The 17,892-nt window shown below is 61.6% G+C and carries 11 protein-coding genes and 2 pseudogenes; 1 reads left to right on the top strand and 12 read right to left on the bottom strand.

Going from position 1 to position 17,892, the window contains the following annotated elements:
• From glgX to HV782_RS28965, 12 genes and pseudogenes are all read right to left on the bottom strand, one after another.
• Entirely contained in the window at window positions 1–2,160 is a 2,160-nt protein-coding gene (gene glgX / locus HV782_RS16025) for a glycogen debranching protein GlgX (protein WP_123469053.1), read from the bottom strand.
• A 310-nt stretch (window positions 2,161–2,470) separates the two neighbouring features.
• Window positions 2,471–2,791 (bottom strand): DUF2934 domain-containing protein, encoded by a 321-nt coding sequence (locus HV782_RS16020; protein ID WP_123469051.1) that lies wholly within the window; start codon window positions 2,789–2,791, stop codon window positions 2,471–2,473.
• Between the two features lie 27 nt (window positions 2,792–2,818).
• Window positions 2,819–5,587 (bottom strand): malto-oligosyltrehalose synthase, encoded by a 2,769-nt coding sequence (locus tag HV782_RS16015; protein ID WP_186746849.1) that lies wholly within the window; start codon window positions 5,585–5,587, stop codon window positions 2,819–2,821.
• A complete protein-coding gene (gene malQ, locus HV782_RS16010; RefSeq protein ID WP_186746851.1) occupies window positions 5,584–7,662 on the bottom strand; it encodes a 4-alpha-glucanotransferase in 2,079 nt (692 codons plus the stop codon). Before malQ ends, HV782_RS16015 begins: the two co-directional genes overlap by 4 nt.
• Window positions 7,659–9,461 (bottom strand): malto-oligosyltrehalose trehalohydrolase, encoded by a 1,803-nt coding sequence (gene treZ / locus HV782_RS16005; protein WP_186746853.1) that lies wholly within the window; start codon window positions 9,459–9,461, stop codon window positions 7,659–7,661. Before treZ ends, malQ begins: the two co-directional genes overlap by 4 nt.
• A gap of 15 nt (window positions 9,462–9,476) precedes the next feature.
• The gene (gene glgA, locus HV782_RS16000) at window positions 9,477–11,060 is read right to left on the bottom strand and encodes a glycogen synthase GlgA (protein ID WP_186746855.1); all 1,584 of its coding nucleotides are present in this window, start codon (window positions 11,058–11,060) and stop codon (window positions 9,477–9,479) included.
• A gap of 591 nt (window positions 11,061–11,651) precedes the next feature.
• Window positions 11,652–12,605 (bottom strand): D-2-hydroxyacid dehydrogenase family protein, encoded by a 954-nt coding sequence (locus tag HV782_RS15995; RefSeq protein WP_128614488.1) that lies wholly within the window; start codon window positions 12,603–12,605, stop codon window positions 11,652–11,654.
• Window positions 12,606–12,618: 13 nt separating this feature from the next.
• A complete protein-coding gene (locus HV782_RS15990; protein ID WP_186746857.1) occupies window positions 12,619–13,665 on the bottom strand; it encodes an alpha/beta fold hydrolase in 1,047 nt (348 codons plus the stop codon).
• 86 nt (window positions 13,666–13,751) lie between these two features.
• The gene (locus tag HV782_RS15985) at window positions 13,752–14,186 is read right to left on the bottom strand and encodes a YqaA family protein (protein WP_123469036.1); all 435 of its coding nucleotides are present in this window, start codon (window positions 14,184–14,186) and stop codon (window positions 13,752–13,754) included.
• Window positions 14,186–14,632 (bottom strand): DUF411 domain-containing protein, encoded by a 447-nt coding sequence (locus tag HV782_RS15980; RefSeq protein WP_128614491.1) that lies wholly within the window; start codon window positions 14,630–14,632, stop codon window positions 14,186–14,188. Before HV782_RS15980 ends, HV782_RS15985 begins: the two co-directional genes overlap by 1 nt.
• 308 nt (window positions 14,633–14,940) lie before the next feature.
• Window positions 14,941–15,468, bottom strand: a pseudogene (locus HV782_RS28970) (methyl-accepting chemotaxis protein); the annotation flags it as partial.
• A 333-nt stretch (window positions 15,469–15,801) separates the two neighbouring features.
• Window positions 15,802–16,932: pseudogene (locus HV782_RS28965) on the bottom strand (HAMP domain-containing protein); the annotation flags it as partial.
• A gap of 380 nt (window positions 16,933–17,312) precedes the next feature.
• Between HV782_RS28965 and HV782_RS15970 the strand changes: the two are divergent.
• Window positions 17,313–17,846 (top strand): hypothetical protein, encoded by a 534-nt coding sequence (locus HV782_RS15970; protein WP_123469030.1) that lies wholly within the window; start codon window positions 17,313–17,315, stop codon window positions 17,844–17,846.
• Window positions 17,847–17,892 lie beyond the last annotated feature (46 nt).

Here is a 17,892-nt window from a genome sequence, read left to right as displayed (position 1 = left end):
TCAGTCTTCTTCATCACGTTGTAGTTCGAACAGCAGCAGCGAACGGCCGGTGACCGAATATTCATGCCCGAATTCGAAGCGTTCCTGACCACGGATCGACGGCTGATTGGTGTCGATCATGCAGGTCCAGAAACCGCCGTCAGGCACTTCCGGCAGGGTGAAGTTGACGATGTCGTGGTGCGCGTTGACCACCAGCAGCAGGGTTGCGTCGCCACCCTTGCGGCGAATTCCGGTTTCCTGGGCACGGCCATCGAGCAACATGCCCAGGCAACGGTTATGGGCGTCATGCCAGTGCTCGGTGGTCATCTCGGTCGCATCCGGCGCGAGCCAGGTGACGTCCTTGACGCCGATGTCCTCGTTGTACTCACCGACCAGGAAACGTCCGCGACGCAGGATCGGATACGCCAGGCGCAGCTTGATCAGGCGTTTGACGAATTTCAGCAGGGCCTTGCCGTCTTCGCTCAGGTCCCAGTTGACCCAGCCGATCTCGCTGTCCTGGCAGTAGGCATTGTTGTTGCCGTCCTGCGTACGGGCGAACTCGTCACCGGCGACGATCATCGGCGTGCCTTGCGCCAGCAACAGGGTGGCGAAGAAGTTGCGCATCTGTCGATGGCGCAGCGCGTTGATCTGCGGATCGTCGGTCGGGCCTTCGACGCCGTGGTTCCACGACAGGTTGTTGTTGCTGCCGTCCTGATTGTTCTCGTCGTTGGCCTCGTTGTGCTTGTCGTTGTACGACACCAGATCGTTGAGGGTGAAACCGTCGTGGGCGGTGATGAAGTTCACCGACGAATACGGCCGCCGTCCGCGCTGGTTGAACATTTCGCCGGAGGCGGTCATGCGACTGGCGAAGTCGGCGACCTGGCCGTCGTCACCTTTCCAGAACGCGCGCACGGTGTCGCGGAACTTGTCGTTCCACTCGACCCAGCCCGGCGGGAAATGACCCACCTGATAGCCGCCGGGGCCACAGTCCCACGGTTCGGCGATCATTTTCACCTGACGCAGTACCGGGTCTTGGCGGCAGGCAACGAGGAAACTGTGACGCTCGTCGAAACCGTCGTGATAACGGCCGAGGATGGTCGCCAGGTCGAAACGGAAACCGTCGACGTGCATCTCGCTGGCCCAGTAGCGCAGCGAGTCGGTGACCATTTGCAGCACGCACGGGTGGCTCAGGTCCAGCGTGTTACCGGTGCCGGAATCGTTGATGTAGAAGCGCTTGTCGTCGGGCATCAGCCGGTAGTACGAGGCATTGTCGATACCGCGCATCGACAGGGTCGGGCCTTGCTCGTTGCCCTCGGCGGTGTGGTTGTAGACCACGTCGAGGATCACTTCAAGGTTGGCTTCGTGCAGGTGCGCGACCATTTCCTTGAATTCGGCGATCTTGCCGCTGGCCAGGTAGCGTGGGTCCGGGGCGAAAAACGCGATGCTGTTGTAGCCCCAGTAGTTGGTCATGCCCTTGTGCAGCAAGTGCTGGTCATTGACGAACGCGTGGATCGGCAACAGTTCGACCGACGACACGCCGAGCTTGCGAATGTGCTCGAGCACGTCATCGACCATCAGACCGGCAAAGGTGCCCCGCACGTTTTCCGGCACCGACGGATGACGCATGCTGATGCCGCGCACGTGGGTTTCGTAAATGATGGTTTTGTCCCACGGCACGCTCACGCGGTGATCGTTGCCCCAGGTGTGCGCCGGGTCGATGACCTTGCACTTGGGCACGAAGGGCGCGCTGTCGCGTTCGTCGAAACTCAGGTCGGCATCGGGGTGGCCGATGGTGTAGCCGAACAGCGCTTCGGACCATTTCAACTCGCCGACCAATTGCTTGGCGTAGGGGTCGATGAGCAATTTGTTGTGGTTGAAGCGATGACCATTGGCCGGGTCATACGGGCCGTACACGCGGTAACCGTAGATCATCCCCGGATGTGCATCGGGCAGATAGCCGTGGTAGATCTCGTCGGTGTATTCCGGCAGCTCGATGCGTTCGATTTCGACTTCGCCGGTATCATCGAAGATGCACAGTTCGACCTTGGTGGCGTTGGCGGAAAACAGCGCAAAGTTCACCCCCAGGCCATCCCAGGTCGCACCGAGCGGGAAGGGCAGACCTTCACGGATTCTGGATGGCTCGGCGTGCGCGGCGGGCTCGGCTTTCTTTGGACTGGACATGATTGCTCCTGCAAATCGGGTTGGTTCGAATAACTGATCAACTGTGGGAACAGCATCGGTGGCGAGGGGATTTGGCGAAACGTCGCACCGCCCCGATCAGCTGCGAAGCAGTCGCAAAACCAGTGCACGCGGGATGTCTGACACATCACCGTTGCTGTTTTGCGGCCGTTGCGCGACTGATCGGGGACAAATCCCGTCACCACAGGCTTCTCTCCCTGACAGGGGTTATTTGAGGTTTCTTGAGGACGAGTTGGCCCTCGGTGGCGAGCGAACTCGCCACACAGTCGTTCAATTCAATAATCCGGGTGTGTCAGTTGGCCGGGGGCTTGCGTGGGGTCCGGGGCTTTTTCTCGGCGGCTTTTTCACCCGGCGGCACGACCTTGGCGGCGCTGGCCGGCTTGGCTTTAGCTGCCGCTGGTGCCTTGGGCTTGGCCGCCGGGGCCTTGGTGTCAACGCCTTTGCCGGCGGTTTTGCTGCTGGCGGCTTTCGGCGATTTCTTCGGCGCCAAAGCCTCGGCTTCAGCCAGCTTGCGTGCCATCTCCCAGTGGCGTGCTTCGTGACCTTCAGGTTTACCCTCTGATTCCCAGATCTGATAGGCGAACTCGCGGATGCGTTTATCGTCGGTACTCATCGCAATGCTCCTGAACTGAACTCGTCGTTACGTTAAGTGTTGGATAAAGAGATTGACCGGGACATCCCCCAGCGCTTCGCTGACATTCAGCTCCCTGTTTTTTGTGACTGCGGCGCTTTGAAAAAGTCCCTTCAGGTTTGTGTCGGAGGCGGCGAACGGTAAAACCACCCGCGTATCGCCCCAGCGCAGCGCATTGACCTGAGGGATAGCACCGTTTTCCAGCAGCGCCGCGCAGCGCACCGGGACGATCACGATGGCGTACGTCCCTTGGTGTTCACGGGCAAACGCCAGCACGTTGTGCGCCTGACTGCCGAGCACCTCCAGCGCCTGATAACGACCCCGGCGAAACAGCTCGGCATGCTCGGCACGAAGATTGAGCACCTCGGCGATCAACGCCTGCTTGATGCGCCCGTCACGCCAATTCGACAGCATTTGCTCAACCGGTGCAGGTGCCTGCAACGCCTGCGCCCGCGCGGCGTAATCCACCGGCCGACGGTTGTCCGGATCGACCAGGCTGAAGTCCCAGAACTCGTTGCCCTGATACAGGTCCGGCACCCCCGGCACGGTCATGCGCAGCAAGGTTTGCGCCAGACTGTTGAGCGCGCCGGCCGCAGCGATGTTGTTGACGGTCTTGATCAGCGCCGCACGCAACAGCTCACCTTCATCCCCCGTCAGCAGTTTTTCGGTGAAGGACCGGGCGGCGTGCTCATAGCTTTCGTTCGGTGCGCTCCAGCTGCTTTGCAGCTTGGCCTCGCGCAAGGCTTTCTGTTGCCATTGCCAGATGCGTTTGGCGTAGTCGGCGAAACCCGTCTGATCGCCTTCGCGCAGTTCCAGCGGCCAACTGCCGAGCAACGCTTGGTAGAGGATCAGTTCATCGCCGGTCGAGGGCTGTTGATCGTCGCTGCGCACCGGCCGGGCGAGGGCGCGCCACAGCTCGATCTGCTCGGCGTACCAATGGCTGCGTTCGCTGAGCACGGCGAGCCGTGCGCGGGTGTCTTCACCACGTTTGTGATCGTGGGTGGCGGTGGCCAGCAGGTTGTCGGGGAATTCGGCGAAGCGTTGCTGATTGACCGCGTGGAAATCGCTGAGCGGTGCACTGAACTGCTCGGTGTTGTAGCCGACGTCATTGCGCGACAGCAGCACCGCGGAGCGGTACAGCGCGGTGTCTTCCACGGCTTTGGCCGCCGCCGGCGAGGTCAATTGCTGGAAGCGTACGCACGCATGCTTGAGGATCTTGCGCGAGCGCCCGCGGGGTTTGCGCCGCCACGGCGTGCCACCGAGCCATGCGGCCACACAGTCGAGCACCGGCCAGTCGCCTTCGCCGAGGGTCTGCCGGGCACCGTCCATGGCCTGCTGGAAAAACACTTCATCCTGCGCGGAGCGGCCCATAGCGCCAATGTAAGTGCGGTACACCGGAAAGTGCACGATCAACGCCTGCAACACCCGGCGGATCGCGCCGAGGGTCAGGTCACGCGTCATCAGGTCATCGCGGGCCACCTGCAGCAAGGCCTGGGCAACGCTTTCAAAGTCACTGGCCAGCAAACCGTTGAGGATTTGCTGGCGCGCCAGTTGCGCTTCTTCGATAAACGCGGCGGGGCGTTCGGTGCGCCGTTGCCACAACTCACCGAGGACGTGTTCGCCGTCCGGATCGTGTTGCAGCAGCGACAACTGGTTCATGAACTCGTAACCGGTGGTGCCGTTCACGGCCCAGTCACGGTGCAGGGTTTCGCCGGCACCGAGGATCTTCTCGACGTAGATCGGCAGATGCCGGCCCGGCGCGAGCAGGTCGAGGCGCCGACGCAGCTTGCGGCAATAACCCCGGGGATCGGCGAGGCCGTCGATGTGGTCGATGCGTAAACCGTCGATCAGGCCTTCGCCGATCAACTGGAAAATCTTGCCGTGGGTGGCTTCGAACACCGCCGGACGTTCGACGCGCAGACCGCCGAGTTCATTGATGTCGAAAAAGCGCCGCCAGTTGATGTCATCGGCAGCGGTGCGCCAACTGGCGAGCCGATAGCTTTGTCGTTCGAGCAATTGATGCAGCCTTTGGAAGCCCGCTTCAGTGGTCGAGTCGTAAGCCTTTAGGGTGTCGTGAATCGCTGCAAGGATCGACGGCTCAGTCGCCAGTTCTCGCAACTCGTCTTTCAACGGCATGGCCAGCGCATGGGCGTCGCTTTGGTAACTGAGGGTACTGAACCGCTGGGCCAGAGACTTCAGGGCTAGCGGCGACTTGAGCAGCTCGGCGTAATCGCTCGGGCAGATCGGGAAGTGATGATCATAGTGTTCGACGTAAAAGCTGCCGCGCTGCGGATTGAACAACAGTTTCAGCATGCCTTCCTGCAGGGCGACGCCGTAGTCGCTGCCAAGAAACGGCAGCAGCAGCTGGCCTTCCATGAGCGGGTCCGGCGAATGCCACTGGATGTCGAAGAACTCGCCGTAAGGGCTCAAGCGTCCCCATTCGAGCAAGTCCAGCCACCACGGATTGTCGCTGCCGCCAACGGCCATGTGGTTGGAGACGATGTCGAGGATCAGCCCCATGTTGTGTTCGCGCAGGGTGCTGACCAGACGCCGCAGCGCCGGTTCGCCGCCGAGTTCCGGATTGACCTGGGTCGGGTCGACCACGTCGTAGCCGTGCATTGAACCGGCCCGGGCCGCGAGCAGGGGCGAGGCGTAAATGTGGCTGATGCCGAGGCGGGCGAAATACGGCACCAGCGGCACCGCTTGCTCCAGGGTAAAGCCTTTATGAAATTGCAGGCGCAGGGTTGCGCGCAATGGCTGGATTTGCGTCGGGCTCATTGGTCACGCTCTGCAGCCTGGAGACGCGCGCAGGCCAGCAGTTCCAGGCGTCGTGCGGCGTCGGCAGCGTCAAGTAACGCTTCGCTGGTGGCGGGCAGACGCCGCGCCCAGTTCGGGTGGGTGTCGATCGTCCCCGGCAGGTTGGCCTGTTCATTGATGCCCAGTGCATCTTCGAGGGGCAACAACACCAGGGGCGCGCGGGTGTGGCCGAGGAAGCGCACGCTGGCATCGACCACTTGATCGGCTTCGTGGGATTCCTCGCGGAAGTTCTGCGGGTCCTGGCTCAACGCATTGCGCAAACCTTCACGCTCGCGCTGGCGGTGATGACGCCATTCGATTTCGCCGTTGGCATCGACGAAACCCAGCCGTGCGTTCCAGTCGATGTCGCGGCCATGCCACCAGCCATTGAGCGTCGGCAGGTCGTGGGTGCTGGTGGTGGCCAGCGCATTGTCCGGCCAGTCGAGAATCGGTTTGAAGTAGGTGTTGTCCTGTTCGAACAGCAACACACGCATGCCGAGCATCGAGCGTGCGCTGAGCTTTTCGCGCAGACCGTCGGGCACGGTGCCGAGGTCTTCGCCGAGGACGATGGCCTGATGGCGATGGGATTCGAGGCTCAGCAGGCGCAGCAGATCGTCCACCGGGTAATACAGGTAGGCGCCGTCGGCAGGCGCTGCGCCGTTGGGGATCACCCACAGGCGTTGCAGGCCCATCACATGGTCGATGCGCAGGCCGCCGGCGTGGGCGAAATTGGCCCGCAGCATGTCGATGAACGCACGGAAACCTTTGCGGATCAGCCCTTCGGGCGAGAACGCGGAAATCCCCCAGCCCTGTCCGGAGCGGTTGAGAATGTCTGGCGGCGCGCCCACGGTGAGCGAGGCGAGCAGTTCATCCTGAAAGCTCCAGGCCTGACTGCCGGCGCCGTCGGCACCGACCGCCAGATCGGCAATCAGGCCGATGCTCATGCCAGCACTGCGCGCTGCGGTTTGGGCGCGTTCGAGGCAGCGGTGGATCAGCCATTGGCAGAACGCGAAGTAGCCGATGCGCTCGGCGTATTCTTCGGCAAACGCTTCCAGCGCGGCGCCGCGCGGGTCGTGCCAGTGCTCGGGCCATTGCCGCCAGTCGAGGCTTTCACCACGGGCGGCGCGCATTTCCTGAATGGCTTCGAAGCGGCAGTGGTTTTCCAGCGCTTCGCCACCGGCATGACGGAAGCTGGCGAAGTCCGGGTGCAACGGGTGATCGCCGGCGACGAAACCGTCGTACAACGCTTGCAGCAGCTTATGCTTGGCCTCGGCGGCGCTCGGCCAGTCGATCAGTTTCAGGTCTTCGAGGTGCGCGAACTGCTCCGCCAGACCTGCAGCGTCAATCGCATCGCGCAGCGCCCGTTCGCCGAGAATCGCCCCCGGTGCGGCATACAGCGAATTGAGGAACAAGCGACTGGACGGCGAATAGGGACTGTAGCGGCCAGTGTCGGCGCTGAACATCGCATGCAGCGGACTGATCGCCAGGGCGTCGGCACCGCGTTCGCCGGCCACCCGCGCCAGCTCTTCCAGGGCCTGGGTGTCGCCGAAGCCGCCATCGCCGGGTCGGCGCAGCGAATACAGCTGCACGCTCAGGCCCCAGGCACGGGGGATCGGGTTTCCCAGCGCATCGCCGACGCTGTAGCAGCGCTCCGGCGCCACTGCCAGGGTGAAGAACTGATCGTCGATGTGCACTTGCTGATAACCGACCGGAATCAGCCCGGGCAAAATCGCTTCGCCATCGAGTTTCAGGGTCAGCCGGGAACCGTCCTCGAGGTGAATTTCACACGGGGTGTGCGGCGCGAAATAGCGCGCCAGATCAAGCCCGACACCAACGTCGCTGGTCAGCAGCGGCGGCAGGTGGCGGTCTTGCTGCACTTGTTGCAGCTCCAGCAGGCTGGCGTCGATTTCCTGCGCGGTGCTGGCCGGGTGGCCCAGGCCGATCAGGACATTGCGCAGCACCGCCGGGGCGACTTTTTGCGGGCGTCCGTTGGCGTCGATCCAGTCGACGGCGAGGCCGGCCCGGCTGGCCAGAATTTCCAGTTGCGCATCGCTCATAGGCGCTCTCCATCCAGAGGTTGCAAAAGGGTTGCGGCCGTGAGGCTGACAAGCGCGCAATACGCGGGCAACAGGCCCGGATCCGACAGGGCGACGGCGGGTGGTTGCTGAAACAGCCACACGGTGTCGCTCTGTGCAGGGTTGACCACTGGCGTATCGCCGAGGTTCAGGTCAATTCGTAGCTCGCTGCCATTGCCCAGGCGCCAGCGCGCACTGACCGCTGCGTGACCGAGTATGTGCGCGCCAAGCGCCTGGGTTCCGGACAGGTTCGGGATGATGTATTGATGGCGCAATTGCAGCAGTTGGCGGTACAGCGCCAGGGTTTGCTGTTGCAGTGCGGTGCCACTGCCGATCAGCCGTGGCTGCGACGCGTGGAAGGTCTGTTCGGCGTTGGGGTCGGGGATCCGTTCACGCTGATGGGGATCGGTAAACGCGCTGAAGGCGGCGAACTCATTGCGCCGGCCCTCGCGCACCAGATCTGCCAGCTCACCGTGATGGCTGGTGAAAAACAGGAACGGTTGCTCGGCGGCAAACTCGTCGCCCATGAACATCAGCGGAATCATCGGCGACAGCAGCAACAGCACGGTAGCGGCTTGTACCGCACGCGGATCGGCCAGTTGATGCAGACGCTCGCCAAAGGCGCGGTTGCCGATCTGGTCGTGGTTCTGCAGGAACAACACGAATGCCGTGGAGGGCAGGTGTTCGCTGGGCTCGCCTCGGGGTTCGCCGTGACGGGTGATGTGGCCCTGAAAGACAAAGCCCTGACTCAGGCAGCGGGCCAGTTGCTCGGTGGGTTGCAGCGCGTAGTCGGCGTAATAGGCGTCGGTCTCGCCGGTCAGCAGCACGTGCAGGGCGTTATGGCCGTCGTCGTTCCATTGGGCGTCGTAGTCGTATTCGAGCAGGCTGGACTGGTTGAGCTCGTTTTCCACGGTCAGCCAGACATGCCGCGTCGGGTCGATCTGTTGGCGGATACTCCGGGCCATCTCACTGAGAAAGTCCGGGTCTTCGATGGCATGCACGGCGTCCAGGCGCAAGCCGTCGAAACGGTATTCGAGGAGCCACATCAGCGCGTTTTCGATAAAGAAGTCACGCACTTCGTTGCGTCGAAAGTCGATCGCCGCCCCCCACGGGGTGTGCTTGTCCTCGCGGAAGAAGCCCTTGGCGTAGCGGTGCAGGTAATTGCCATCGGGGCCGAAGTGGTTGTAGACCACATCAAGAATCACCGCCAGACCATGGCCGTGGGCGCTGTCGATCAAATGCTTGAGTTGTTCCGGAGTGCCGTAGGAAGCTTGCGGCGCGTAGGGCAGAACGCCGTCGTAACCCCAGTTGCGATCACCGGGAAACTGCGCCAGCGGCATCAGTTCGATGGCGGTGATGCCCAGGGCGGCGAGGCGAGCCAGATGCTGCTCGACTTCGGCAAAGCCACCGAGCGCACCGACGTGCAACTCGTAAATCACCGCTTCACTCCACGGCCGACCCTGCCAGTCACCGTGTCGCCATGCGTACGCCAGCGGGTCGACCACCACACTGTGGCGGTGAATATCGCCATCCTGCGCCCTGGAGGCCGGGTCGGGCACCTCCAGTTCGCCATCAATGTTGTAGCGGTATCGGGTGCCCGCCGGACAACGGGCCTTAATCACGAACCAGCCGTCTGCCTGTGGCAGCATCGGCAGGGATTGTCCGTTGTCCAGTTCGACACTGACGTAAAACGCATCCGGGGCCCACAGCGCAAATTGCGTGTGTTCGGCATCCTGCATGATCGCGCCGTGGGGCCAGGTTTCAGGGGACCGTAACGGCATTGTCAACGCTTCCTTTTACTTGTGGTGGGCTTTACCCAGCGCCTTGGCGACCAGTTGCTCATACAGTTCGGCGTAGGGTTCAACCGCCTTGCACCAGTTGAACGGCGCGGCCATGGCCCGGCAACGCATGGCATTGAGCAGCTCCGGGAAGGCAAACACCTTGAAGGCGCGGCTCAGGGCTTCGCGATAGCTGTCGGCGGTGGACTCGTCGAAAAGGAAACCGGTCACGCCGTTTTCAATGGTGTCGGCCAGGCCACCGGTATTGCGCGCCACCGGCAGTGAGCCGAAGCGCTGCGCATACATCTGGCTCAGGCCGCAGGGCTCGTAACGCGAAGGCATCAGCAGGAAATCGCTGCCGGCAAACATGCGACGGGCGTCGGTTTCATTGAAGCCGATACGCACGCCGATCTGGCCGGGGAAACGCAGCGCCAGCTCGCGCATGGCTTGCTCTTCTTCCGGTTCGCCACGGCCGATGATGGCGATCTGGCCACCTTGCTGGACGATGTATTCGGACACCGCTTCGGTCAGGTCCAGACCTTTCTGATAGACCAGACGCGAGACCACGGCGAACAGCGGGCCGGTGGAGTCGTTCAGGCCGAACAGCGCACGCACATGCGCGGCGTTGACAGCCTTGCCTTCCCAGTCGCCGATGGCGAACGGCGCGAACAGGTGCGGATCAGTGGCCGCATCCCAGCTCTCGTCAATGCCATTGGGGATGCCGCTGAGCAAACCTTGCTGGGTCTTGGCGGCGAGGAAGCCGTCGAGGCCGCAGCCGAAGTCCGGGGTGGTGATTTCCTGCGCATAGGTGGCGCTGACCGTGGTGATGTGGCTCGAATACGCCATGCCGGCCTTGAGGAACGACATCTTGCCGTAAAACTCCATGCCTTCCTGTTGCAGGGCATGGGTGGGGATACCGAGTTCCGGGCAGGATCCGAGGCTGGTCACGCCTTGATACGCGAGGTTGTGAATGGTGAACAGCGTCGGCGTGCGCTGCCCGCGCCAGTGCATATAAGCAGGCGCCAGGCCGGCGGGCCAGTCATGGGCGTGCACCAGATCCGGGCACCAGTGGATTTGTGCGAGGTTGGCAGCGATGTCGGCAGCGGCCAGACCCAGACGGGCGAAGCGAATGTGGTTGTCCGGCCAGTCGCGACCGTTATTGGCTCCGTACGGCGAGCCTTCGCGCTCGTAGAGTTCGGGGCAGATCAGAACGTAAATCACCAGCCCGTCAGGCATGTCCATGCGGCCGATCTTGCACGGGGGCAGCGCGGCATGCCCGCCGAGTTCGCCGATGATGTGGATCGGGTTTTCGCTGTGCATCACTTGCGGGTAACCGGGGATCAGCACGCGCACGTCGTGCAGGTGCGCCATGGCGCGGGGCAGGGCGGCAGAGACGTCACCCAGACCGCCGGTTTTCACCAGGTCGGCGATTTCCGAGGTTACGAACAACACTTTCTTCTTGTTGGGATTCTGTCTCGCTAACGGAGTCAGTGTCTTGGTGCCGGGGACGTTGATCGATCGGCTGCCGGGAACGCTGACAGTGCTCGCTTCACCAATTGACTGAGCACGCTCTCCCTGAATATCCAATGCCGCACTGATCATATGACTCTCCCGTCTTGTTGATCTGATTCTTGTCTTGAACAAGTGATGTCCATGACCACGTCCTGTGGCTGGGCGCAAATGCGCCACGCATCGGTGAGCAAAGCTACCCAACACGCGCAAGCAGAATGGGTGACGAGGCCATTGCAAGGAATGAACCAGCCGTGTTCGCCCTGCCTTTCAGATGACCTGCCGCCTTCAGCAAAAGTTTCGATTATTTTGCTGTGATGTGACCGGCCGGTCTGGCCCCGCGAAAACCAGTCTAGGCCAGATCCTAGAGCGGGCCAGAGCAAATGGGTAAATTGTTCGACAATCGGTTTGCCGCGAACGGTAACCCTCGTTTAAGAGGGCAAACGCACCGACGAAGTGCAGTTTTTTTTGCAGGCAAGAGCCAAAACGGTGACTGGGTGGTCACGATTATGTGCTAGCGGGAAAGGCGGGCGCACTGTTGTGGTGCGTGCATTTTGTTGATGGGGTGGTTGTTCTGGCCCCATCGCGAGCAGGCTCGTCCCTACAAGAAAAGGTATTTCAAATGTAGGAGAGAGCCTGCTTGTGATGGCGATGGCCAGCTCACAACAGGACCAACAGATTGACTCAGTTCAACAGGCGAATCGGCTTGCCCGCCGCCCACGCTTGAATGTCCTCGATCATCTGCGAAAAGAACTGTTCATAGTTTTGCCGACTGACATAACCCACATGGGGCGTCGCCAGCACATTGTCCAGTGTGCGAAACGGGTGCAGGGCCGGCAGTGGCTCCTCATCGAACACGTCCAGCGCCGCCCCGGCGATGCGTTGTTTTTGCAGCGCCTTGATCAGTGCCGCTTCATCGACGATCGGCCCGCGCGCGGTATTGACCAGCAGCGCCGTCGGCTTCATCCAGTCCAGCGCCTGGGCATCGACCAGCCCGCGACTGCGTTCACTGAGCACCAGATGCACCGACAACACGTCGGCCTGCTCGAACAGTGCCTGCTTGCTCACATACGTTACGCCGGCCTGCTGTGCGCGCTCAGCTGTAAGGTTCTCGCTCCACGCGATTACCCGCATGCCAAACACCTGGCCAAATTGCGCCACGCGCTGGCCGATGCTGCCCAGGCCAAGAATACCGAGGGTCTTGCCGTGCAGGTCGCCACCCAGACCCTGCTGCCAGTGGCCGGCGCGCAGGGAATTGGCTTCCTTCAGCAGATTGCGCGTGGCGGCCATGATCAAGGCCCAGGTCAGTTCCGGCGCCGCGTGTTTGTAGCTGTCGGTGCCGCAGACGCGGATTCCCCGTTTGGCCGCCGCCGGCATGTCCAGCGCGGCATTGCGCATACCACCGGTCACCAGCAGTTCGAGGTGGGGCAGACGGTCGAGCAGGTCTTCGTCGAAGCGCGTCCGCTCGCGCATCACGCAGATCACCTGGTACTTGCCCAGACGCTCGGCGAGTGTGGCATTGTCCGCCGGGTAGTCATGCTCGAACGTCACCTCACCCACGCTTTCGAGTACCGACCAGTCAACCACGTCGCGGGCGACGTCCTGCCAGTCATCGATCACTGCAATCTGCACCGCCATCAGCCTTACCTCATCAACGAACGGGATTGGTTGTATTCAGCCAGCCGAGCAGGGCTTTGTGGAATTGCGCCGGCTCTTCCATTTGTGGCGCATGGCCCATGCCGGGAAATTCCACCAGGGTCGACTGCGGGATCAGTCGGGCCACGTGTTTGCCGAGCACGTCATAGTGACCGATCTTCGCTTTGACCTCCGGTGACGCAAGGTCCTTGCCGATGGCCGTGGTATCCGAGGTGCCGATCAGCAACAGGGTTGGCATCTTCAAGTCCTTGAATTCGTAATACACCGGCTGGGTGAAAATCATGTCGTAGATCAGCGCTGAGTTCCAGGCGACTTGCGCCTTGCCCGGGCCTTTGCTCAGGCCGGCGAGCATATCCACCCAGCGGTCGAACTCGGGTTTCCAGCGGCCATCGTAATACGTCGTGCGCTCGTATTCACGGATGCCCTGGGCGCTGACCTTCAGTTCGCGCTGATACCACTGGTCCACGGTGCGATAAGGCACGCCGAGGGCTTTCCAGTCTTCCAGGCCGATCGGATTGACCAGCGCCAGTTGCTCGACCTGCTCAGGGAACAACAAGGCATAACGGGTGGCAAGCATGCCGCCGGTGGAGTGGCCGAGCAGGGTGGCTTTCTGGATGCCCAAGGCTTTGAGCAACTGCTGGGTGTTGGTTGCCAGTTGCTGGAAGCTGTATTGATAGTGATCCGGTTTGCTGGAGGTGCAGAAGCCGATCTGGTCCGGGGCGATGACCCGATAACCGGCCTCGCTCAAGGCCTTGATCGAACTGTCCCAGGTGGCGGCGCAGAAGTTCTTGCCGTGCATCAGCACCACGGTGCGACCGTTGGCCTTGCCGTGGGCGGCGACGTCCATGTACCCCATTTGCAGGGATTTGCCTTGGGACTGGAAGGCGAAGTGTTTAAGCGTGTAAGGGTATTCGAAGCCTTGCAGCTCCGGGCCGTAGGCCGGGCCTTCGACGGGCGCGGCCTCAGGGGTGGCGTGCGCGAGCAAAGGCATCGCGGCGCAGAGGAACAGGCCGGGCAGCCAGCGGGAAAGCGTGACGGACATAAGGGCAAACTCCATGAAAATCGGCCGATGCTGGAACGGCGGGATTAGGGCGACGTTAAACACAGGCAATGGCCGCGCTCGATGGTTCACCCGAGCCAGCCCAGGGTCAGCAAGGCCAGCACCGCATAACGCGCACCTTTGGCCAGGGTGACAATGAGCAGGAAACGCCCGAGCGGTTCGCGCATCACGCCGGCAATCAGGGTCAGCGGGTCGCCGATGACCGGCAACCAGCTGAGCAGTAACGACCAATGACCGTATCGCTCATAGTGCTTGCGCGCCCTGGCCATGTGCTCGGGGCTGACCGGAAACCAGCGCCGCCCCTGAAATCGTTCGATGCCACGCCCCAGCCACCAGTTCACCAGCGACCCCAGCACATTGCCCAGCGTCGCCACGGCGAGCAAACCCCATAGCCAGTAACGCTCGCTGACAATCAACCCGACCAGCGCCGCCTCGGACTGTAACGGCAGCAACGTCGCCGCGCCGAATGCGGCAAGGAACAGCCCGAAGTACGCAGCGCTCATCAATGGGCCGGGTAGTCCGCCACCACCACGTCAGCGCCGTCCTTCTTCAGACCGATCACTTGGTAGGCATCGCTCATGCCGTCCATTTCCATGCCCGGCGAGCCCATCGGCATGCCCGGTGCGGCAACGCCGAGCAGATCATCACGCCGGGTCAGGGCCAGCACTTGCTCGGCCGGCACATGGCCTTCGACGAATTTGCCGTTGATGATTGCGGTGTGGCAGGAGGCCAGACGCGGTGGCACGCCATGTTGTTGCTTGAAACTGCTCATGTCCGCTTCGACGTGATCGTCGACTTTGAAGCCATTGGCTTCGAGGTGGCTGATCCACTTCTTGCAGCACCCGCAATTGGCGTCGCGATGGACTTCGATCGGAATCAGGTCGGCGGCCTGAGCCAGGGAGGAGAGGAACAGGGCGCTCAGGGCGAGCAGACGCAGGTGGGTTCGCATGACAGGGCTCTCGCTTCGCGGTGGCAGTCAAAAAGAATGCATTTTGACCGTTTTTTATCGCCTGGCATCAACGCAATGTTTCCAGTTGTTGCGAGGCACACGGGGAGGATGATCGCCGATCACGGCTGACAGGTTGCTGAGCTCGAGATGACAAAGTTGTCAGGTGGGCGGATCCGGAGAGGTGTGGGCCTGCTCGAAAATGCGCTCGCTCAGACACTGAAACAGCGACTGAGCGATTGCTTTCGCGAGCAAGCCCGATCCCACAGCGGGCATCTGACTGACAGACAACCCGTAAAGGCGTGCAGCGATCAACGGACCTTGAAGCGGCCCATGATGGCGCTGACGCGGCTGTTGGCTTCCAGCAACTGACGGGTGTTGAGTTCGCTGGCGTGGCCGCTCTGTACCAGCTCTTCGACCATGTGGCGGATCTGCACCATGCTGCGGTTGATCTCTTCGGTGACCGCACTTTGCTGTTCGGCGGCCGTGGCGATCTGGGTGCTGAGGCTGTTGATATGGCTGACCGAGCCGGCCATTTCGTCCAGACCGGAGTTGACCCGAGCGGTGGCATCTGCCGCCGACTGACAACTGGCCTGGGTGTTTTCCATGGCGCTGACCGACGAACTCACCCCTTGGGTCAGGCGGGTCAACATCTCGTTGATTTCCGAGGTGCTGGCCTGGGTACGAGCGGCGAGGGCGCGGACTTCGTCAGCCACCACCGCAAAACCACGACCCTGTTCACCGGCGCGGGCCGCTTCGATGGCAGCGTTGAGGGCCAGCAGATTGGTCTGCCCGGCAATCGCACCGATCACCCCGAGAATCTCGGTGATGCGTTGGGCGTCCTGCTGCATGTTCTCGACTTTGTGAGTGGCACTGGCCACTTCGTCGATCAACGCCACCACACTGTTGGTCGCTTCACCCACGACAACGCGCGAACGGTCGGCGTTTTCGTTGGCGCGCTGGGTGAACGCCGCCGTTTCAGCGGCATTCTGCGCGACGCTTTCGGCGGTCGAGCTCATTTCGGTGATGGCGGTAACGGTCTGGTCGGTTTCTGAAGCGTGACGCAACAGGATCTGGCTGGTATGCGCCGAGGTCCGTTGCAGGTCGTCGAGGCTCGAGGCCATTGCACCGGTGGCCTGCGTTACTTCGCCGATCATGTTTTGCAGGTAGGCGATAAAGGTGTTCACCGAATGGCCAATGGCGCCGAGTTCGTCTTCGGCGCGAATGGTGATGCGGCGGGTCAGGTCGGCGTCACCGCTGGACAGCAAGTCGATGTTGGCTTTCAGCGCTTTCATGCGCTGGACCAACTGACGGATTGCATAAACCTGCAACAGCACCAACAGGATCACCAGTGGTATCTGCAACAGGCTCAGGCTGCTGAGGACATCGTCGCGTTGCGCGGTGAGCAGTTTGGTCGGCAGGGCGGTGGCCAGGAACCAAGGTGTGCCTTCGATGGGGCGCATGAAGAAGGTGCTGGCTTCACCGTTGTTGTCGAACTCCACGCGTTGCGCCTGATCACGGTTTTGCAGGCCGGCCTTGACCTGGCTGGCGAAGGTCGAGCTGCCGGCCAGTTCGCTGATGTTTTTCAGCACGATCGGGCCACTGATGCGCGAACTGTTGCTGATGATTTTGCCGTCAGCTTCGACGATCAGCATTTCGGCGTTGAGGTCCTTTTCCTTGCGGGCCACCAGATCATTAAAGAAGCCGAGGGTCACGTCGATGGTCGACACCCCCCAGGCGGCGCCGTTTTTCTGGATCGCCATGGCGCAGTTGGTGCGCGGTTCGGCGCTGGCGTCGTCCTTGTAGGCCGCTGCCCAGGCGCACTGACCGCGCGCAGTGGCCATGCCGCCCTTGTACCAGCTCTGGTCGTAATAGTTGGGTGCCGCATCGCTGTTCCAGAACGTGTTCACCGCCAGTTTGCCCGAGGCGTCACGGTGCCAGAAGGTGCTGAACTTGTTGCGCCCGGCTTCACGCTGGCCAGGTAGCGGCCAGATCCCGCCCCCGAAGACCTTAAGCTCGCCGTACTGATCCACCAGGCCCGGCAACACCGTGTCGATGGCCGCGCTGTCGAGCAGCGGAATGGTCTGGGTGATGCTGCGCTGTTGCGCCTGCACTTTGTTGAGTTCGCCCTGAATCTGCTCGGCGACTTCGGCGATACGGTTGAGCACCACCTGTTCTTCGGTCTGCCGCAGCTTGGGCGCGACCAGTTGGCTGATACCGACCACGGTCAGCACCGACAACAGCAGGATGAACAGAACCAGCAACAGCGTGTAGCGAGCCTGAATAGTACGAAGTGCGGGCATGGAAACCGGTCCTTGAGCTGCGATTCTTATTGTGGGTTCGGGAAAAAAACGGCGGGCTTTCTTACGTATCGTCGTGTCCGCTCGAAGCTTTAGGTACTTTCGTACAAGAACCTGCATGGCCGACCGGTGGTGCGTATCGAAACGGATACAAGAAAACCGGCCAGCGCGTTTGTCAGAGCAAAAAGCCTGGTGAAAATTATTCGGTTGAAGCCTCAATGCCATGGATTTTCGGCGTGACGCCGGTTTGTATCGAGTTTGTACGAGAATTGTAAAAACCTGATAAAAAAGGTTGGTGCCATTACTTTGCCCGCCGATACTTCCACGCACTAAAACAGGTCATCAAGGACATTCTTCATGCGCGACATTCAAGGAGCACAGTCATGACTATTGGCTACACGGGCGCCTGGCAAAGCAAGGCGGGCCTGTTGGTTCAGGACACCGGTGTGCGCGGCAAACCGGTTTCGCAAAACGCCAGGGTCAAGCAGATGCTCGCGCTGGTCGGCAACGATCCAAACGCACTGAACATCGCCGAAATGGATCGGCAAAAGCTGCACAAGAACGTCAAGGGCTTCGACCCGGAAAACGTCTCGGCGAAACAATTGGGCAACCTCAGCGCATTCCTGCGCGGCAAAGGTCTGATTACCGATCTCACCGCCATGACTCTGCTCAACGCGGGCGACAAGTTCGACCGCTTCGGTGTGCAGAAAGACCCGGACGCCAAGTTCAATGCCCTGGAGTACTTCGCGACTCAGCTGGACACTATCCAGAGCAACAGCATCAAGGGCGATAAATACGCCGCAGGCTTGATCCCCGAATACAAAAAAGCCATTTACGTGCTGCAGAACCTCAAGACCTATGGCATGGGCAACGGGCGAACGGCACCGACGGACAAAGGCGTCAGCGCCAAGGCGTGATCCTCGACAGTGGCCCGTTCCTGTCACGAACGGGCCAGGTCTTGCT

Source organism: Pseudomonas monsensis (genome assembly GCF_014268495.2).
GTDB classification, from domain to species: Bacteria; Pseudomonadota; Gammaproteobacteria; order Pseudomonadales; family Pseudomonadaceae; genus Aquipseudomonas; species Aquipseudomonas monsensis.
The sequence above is the reverse complement of the archived record's forward strand: the minus strand, read 5'-3'. Positions and strand labels throughout refer to the sequence as shown.

What these genes read in the sequence shown, in the direction of transcription:
- HV782_RS15995 (WP_128614488.1), bottom strand. Translation starts at nt 12,605, where the DNA reads ATGGCGGTGCAGATTGCAGTGATCGATGACTGGCAGGACGTCGCCCGC.
- HV782_RS15985 (WP_123469036.1), bottom strand. Translation starts at nt 14,186, where the DNA reads ATGAGCGCTGCGTACTTCGGGCTGTTCCTTGCCGCATTCGGCGCGGCG.
- glgA (WP_186746855.1), bottom strand. Translation starts at nt 11,060, where the DNA reads ATGATCAGTGCGGCATTGGATATTCAGGGAGAGCGTGCTCAGTCAATT.
- treZ (WP_186746853.1), bottom strand. Translation starts at nt 9,461, where the DNA reads ATGCCGTTACGGTCCCCTGAAACCTGGCCCCACGGCGCGATCATGCAG.
- HV782_RS15970 (WP_123469030.1), top strand. Translation starts at nt 17,313, where the DNA reads ATGACTATTGGCTACACGGGCGCCTGGCAAAGCAAGGCGGGCCTGTTG.
- HV782_RS16015 (WP_186746849.1), bottom strand. Translation starts at nt 5,587, where the DNA reads ATGAGCCCGACGCAAATCCAGCCATTGCGCGCAACCCTGCGCCTGCAA.
- HV782_RS16020 (WP_123469051.1), bottom strand. Translation starts at nt 2,791, where the DNA reads ATGAGTACCGACGATAAACGCATCCGCGAGTTCGCCTATCAGATCTGG.
- HV782_RS15990 (WP_186746857.1), bottom strand. Translation starts at nt 13,665, where the DNA reads ATGTCCGTCACGCTTTCCCGCTGGCTGCCCGGCCTGTTCCTCTGCGCC.
- HV782_RS15980 (WP_128614491.1), bottom strand. Translation starts at nt 14,632, where the DNA reads ATGCGAACCCACCTGCGTCTGCTCGCCCTGAGCGCCCTGTTCCTCTCC.
- malQ (WP_186746851.1), bottom strand. Translation starts at nt 7,662, where the DNA reads ATGAGCGATGCGCAACTGGAAATTCTGGCCAGCCGGGCCGGCCTCGCC.
- glgX (WP_123469053.1), bottom strand. Translation starts at nt 2,160, where the DNA reads ATGTCCAGTCCAAAGAAAGCCGAGCCCGCCGCGCACGCCGAGCCATCC.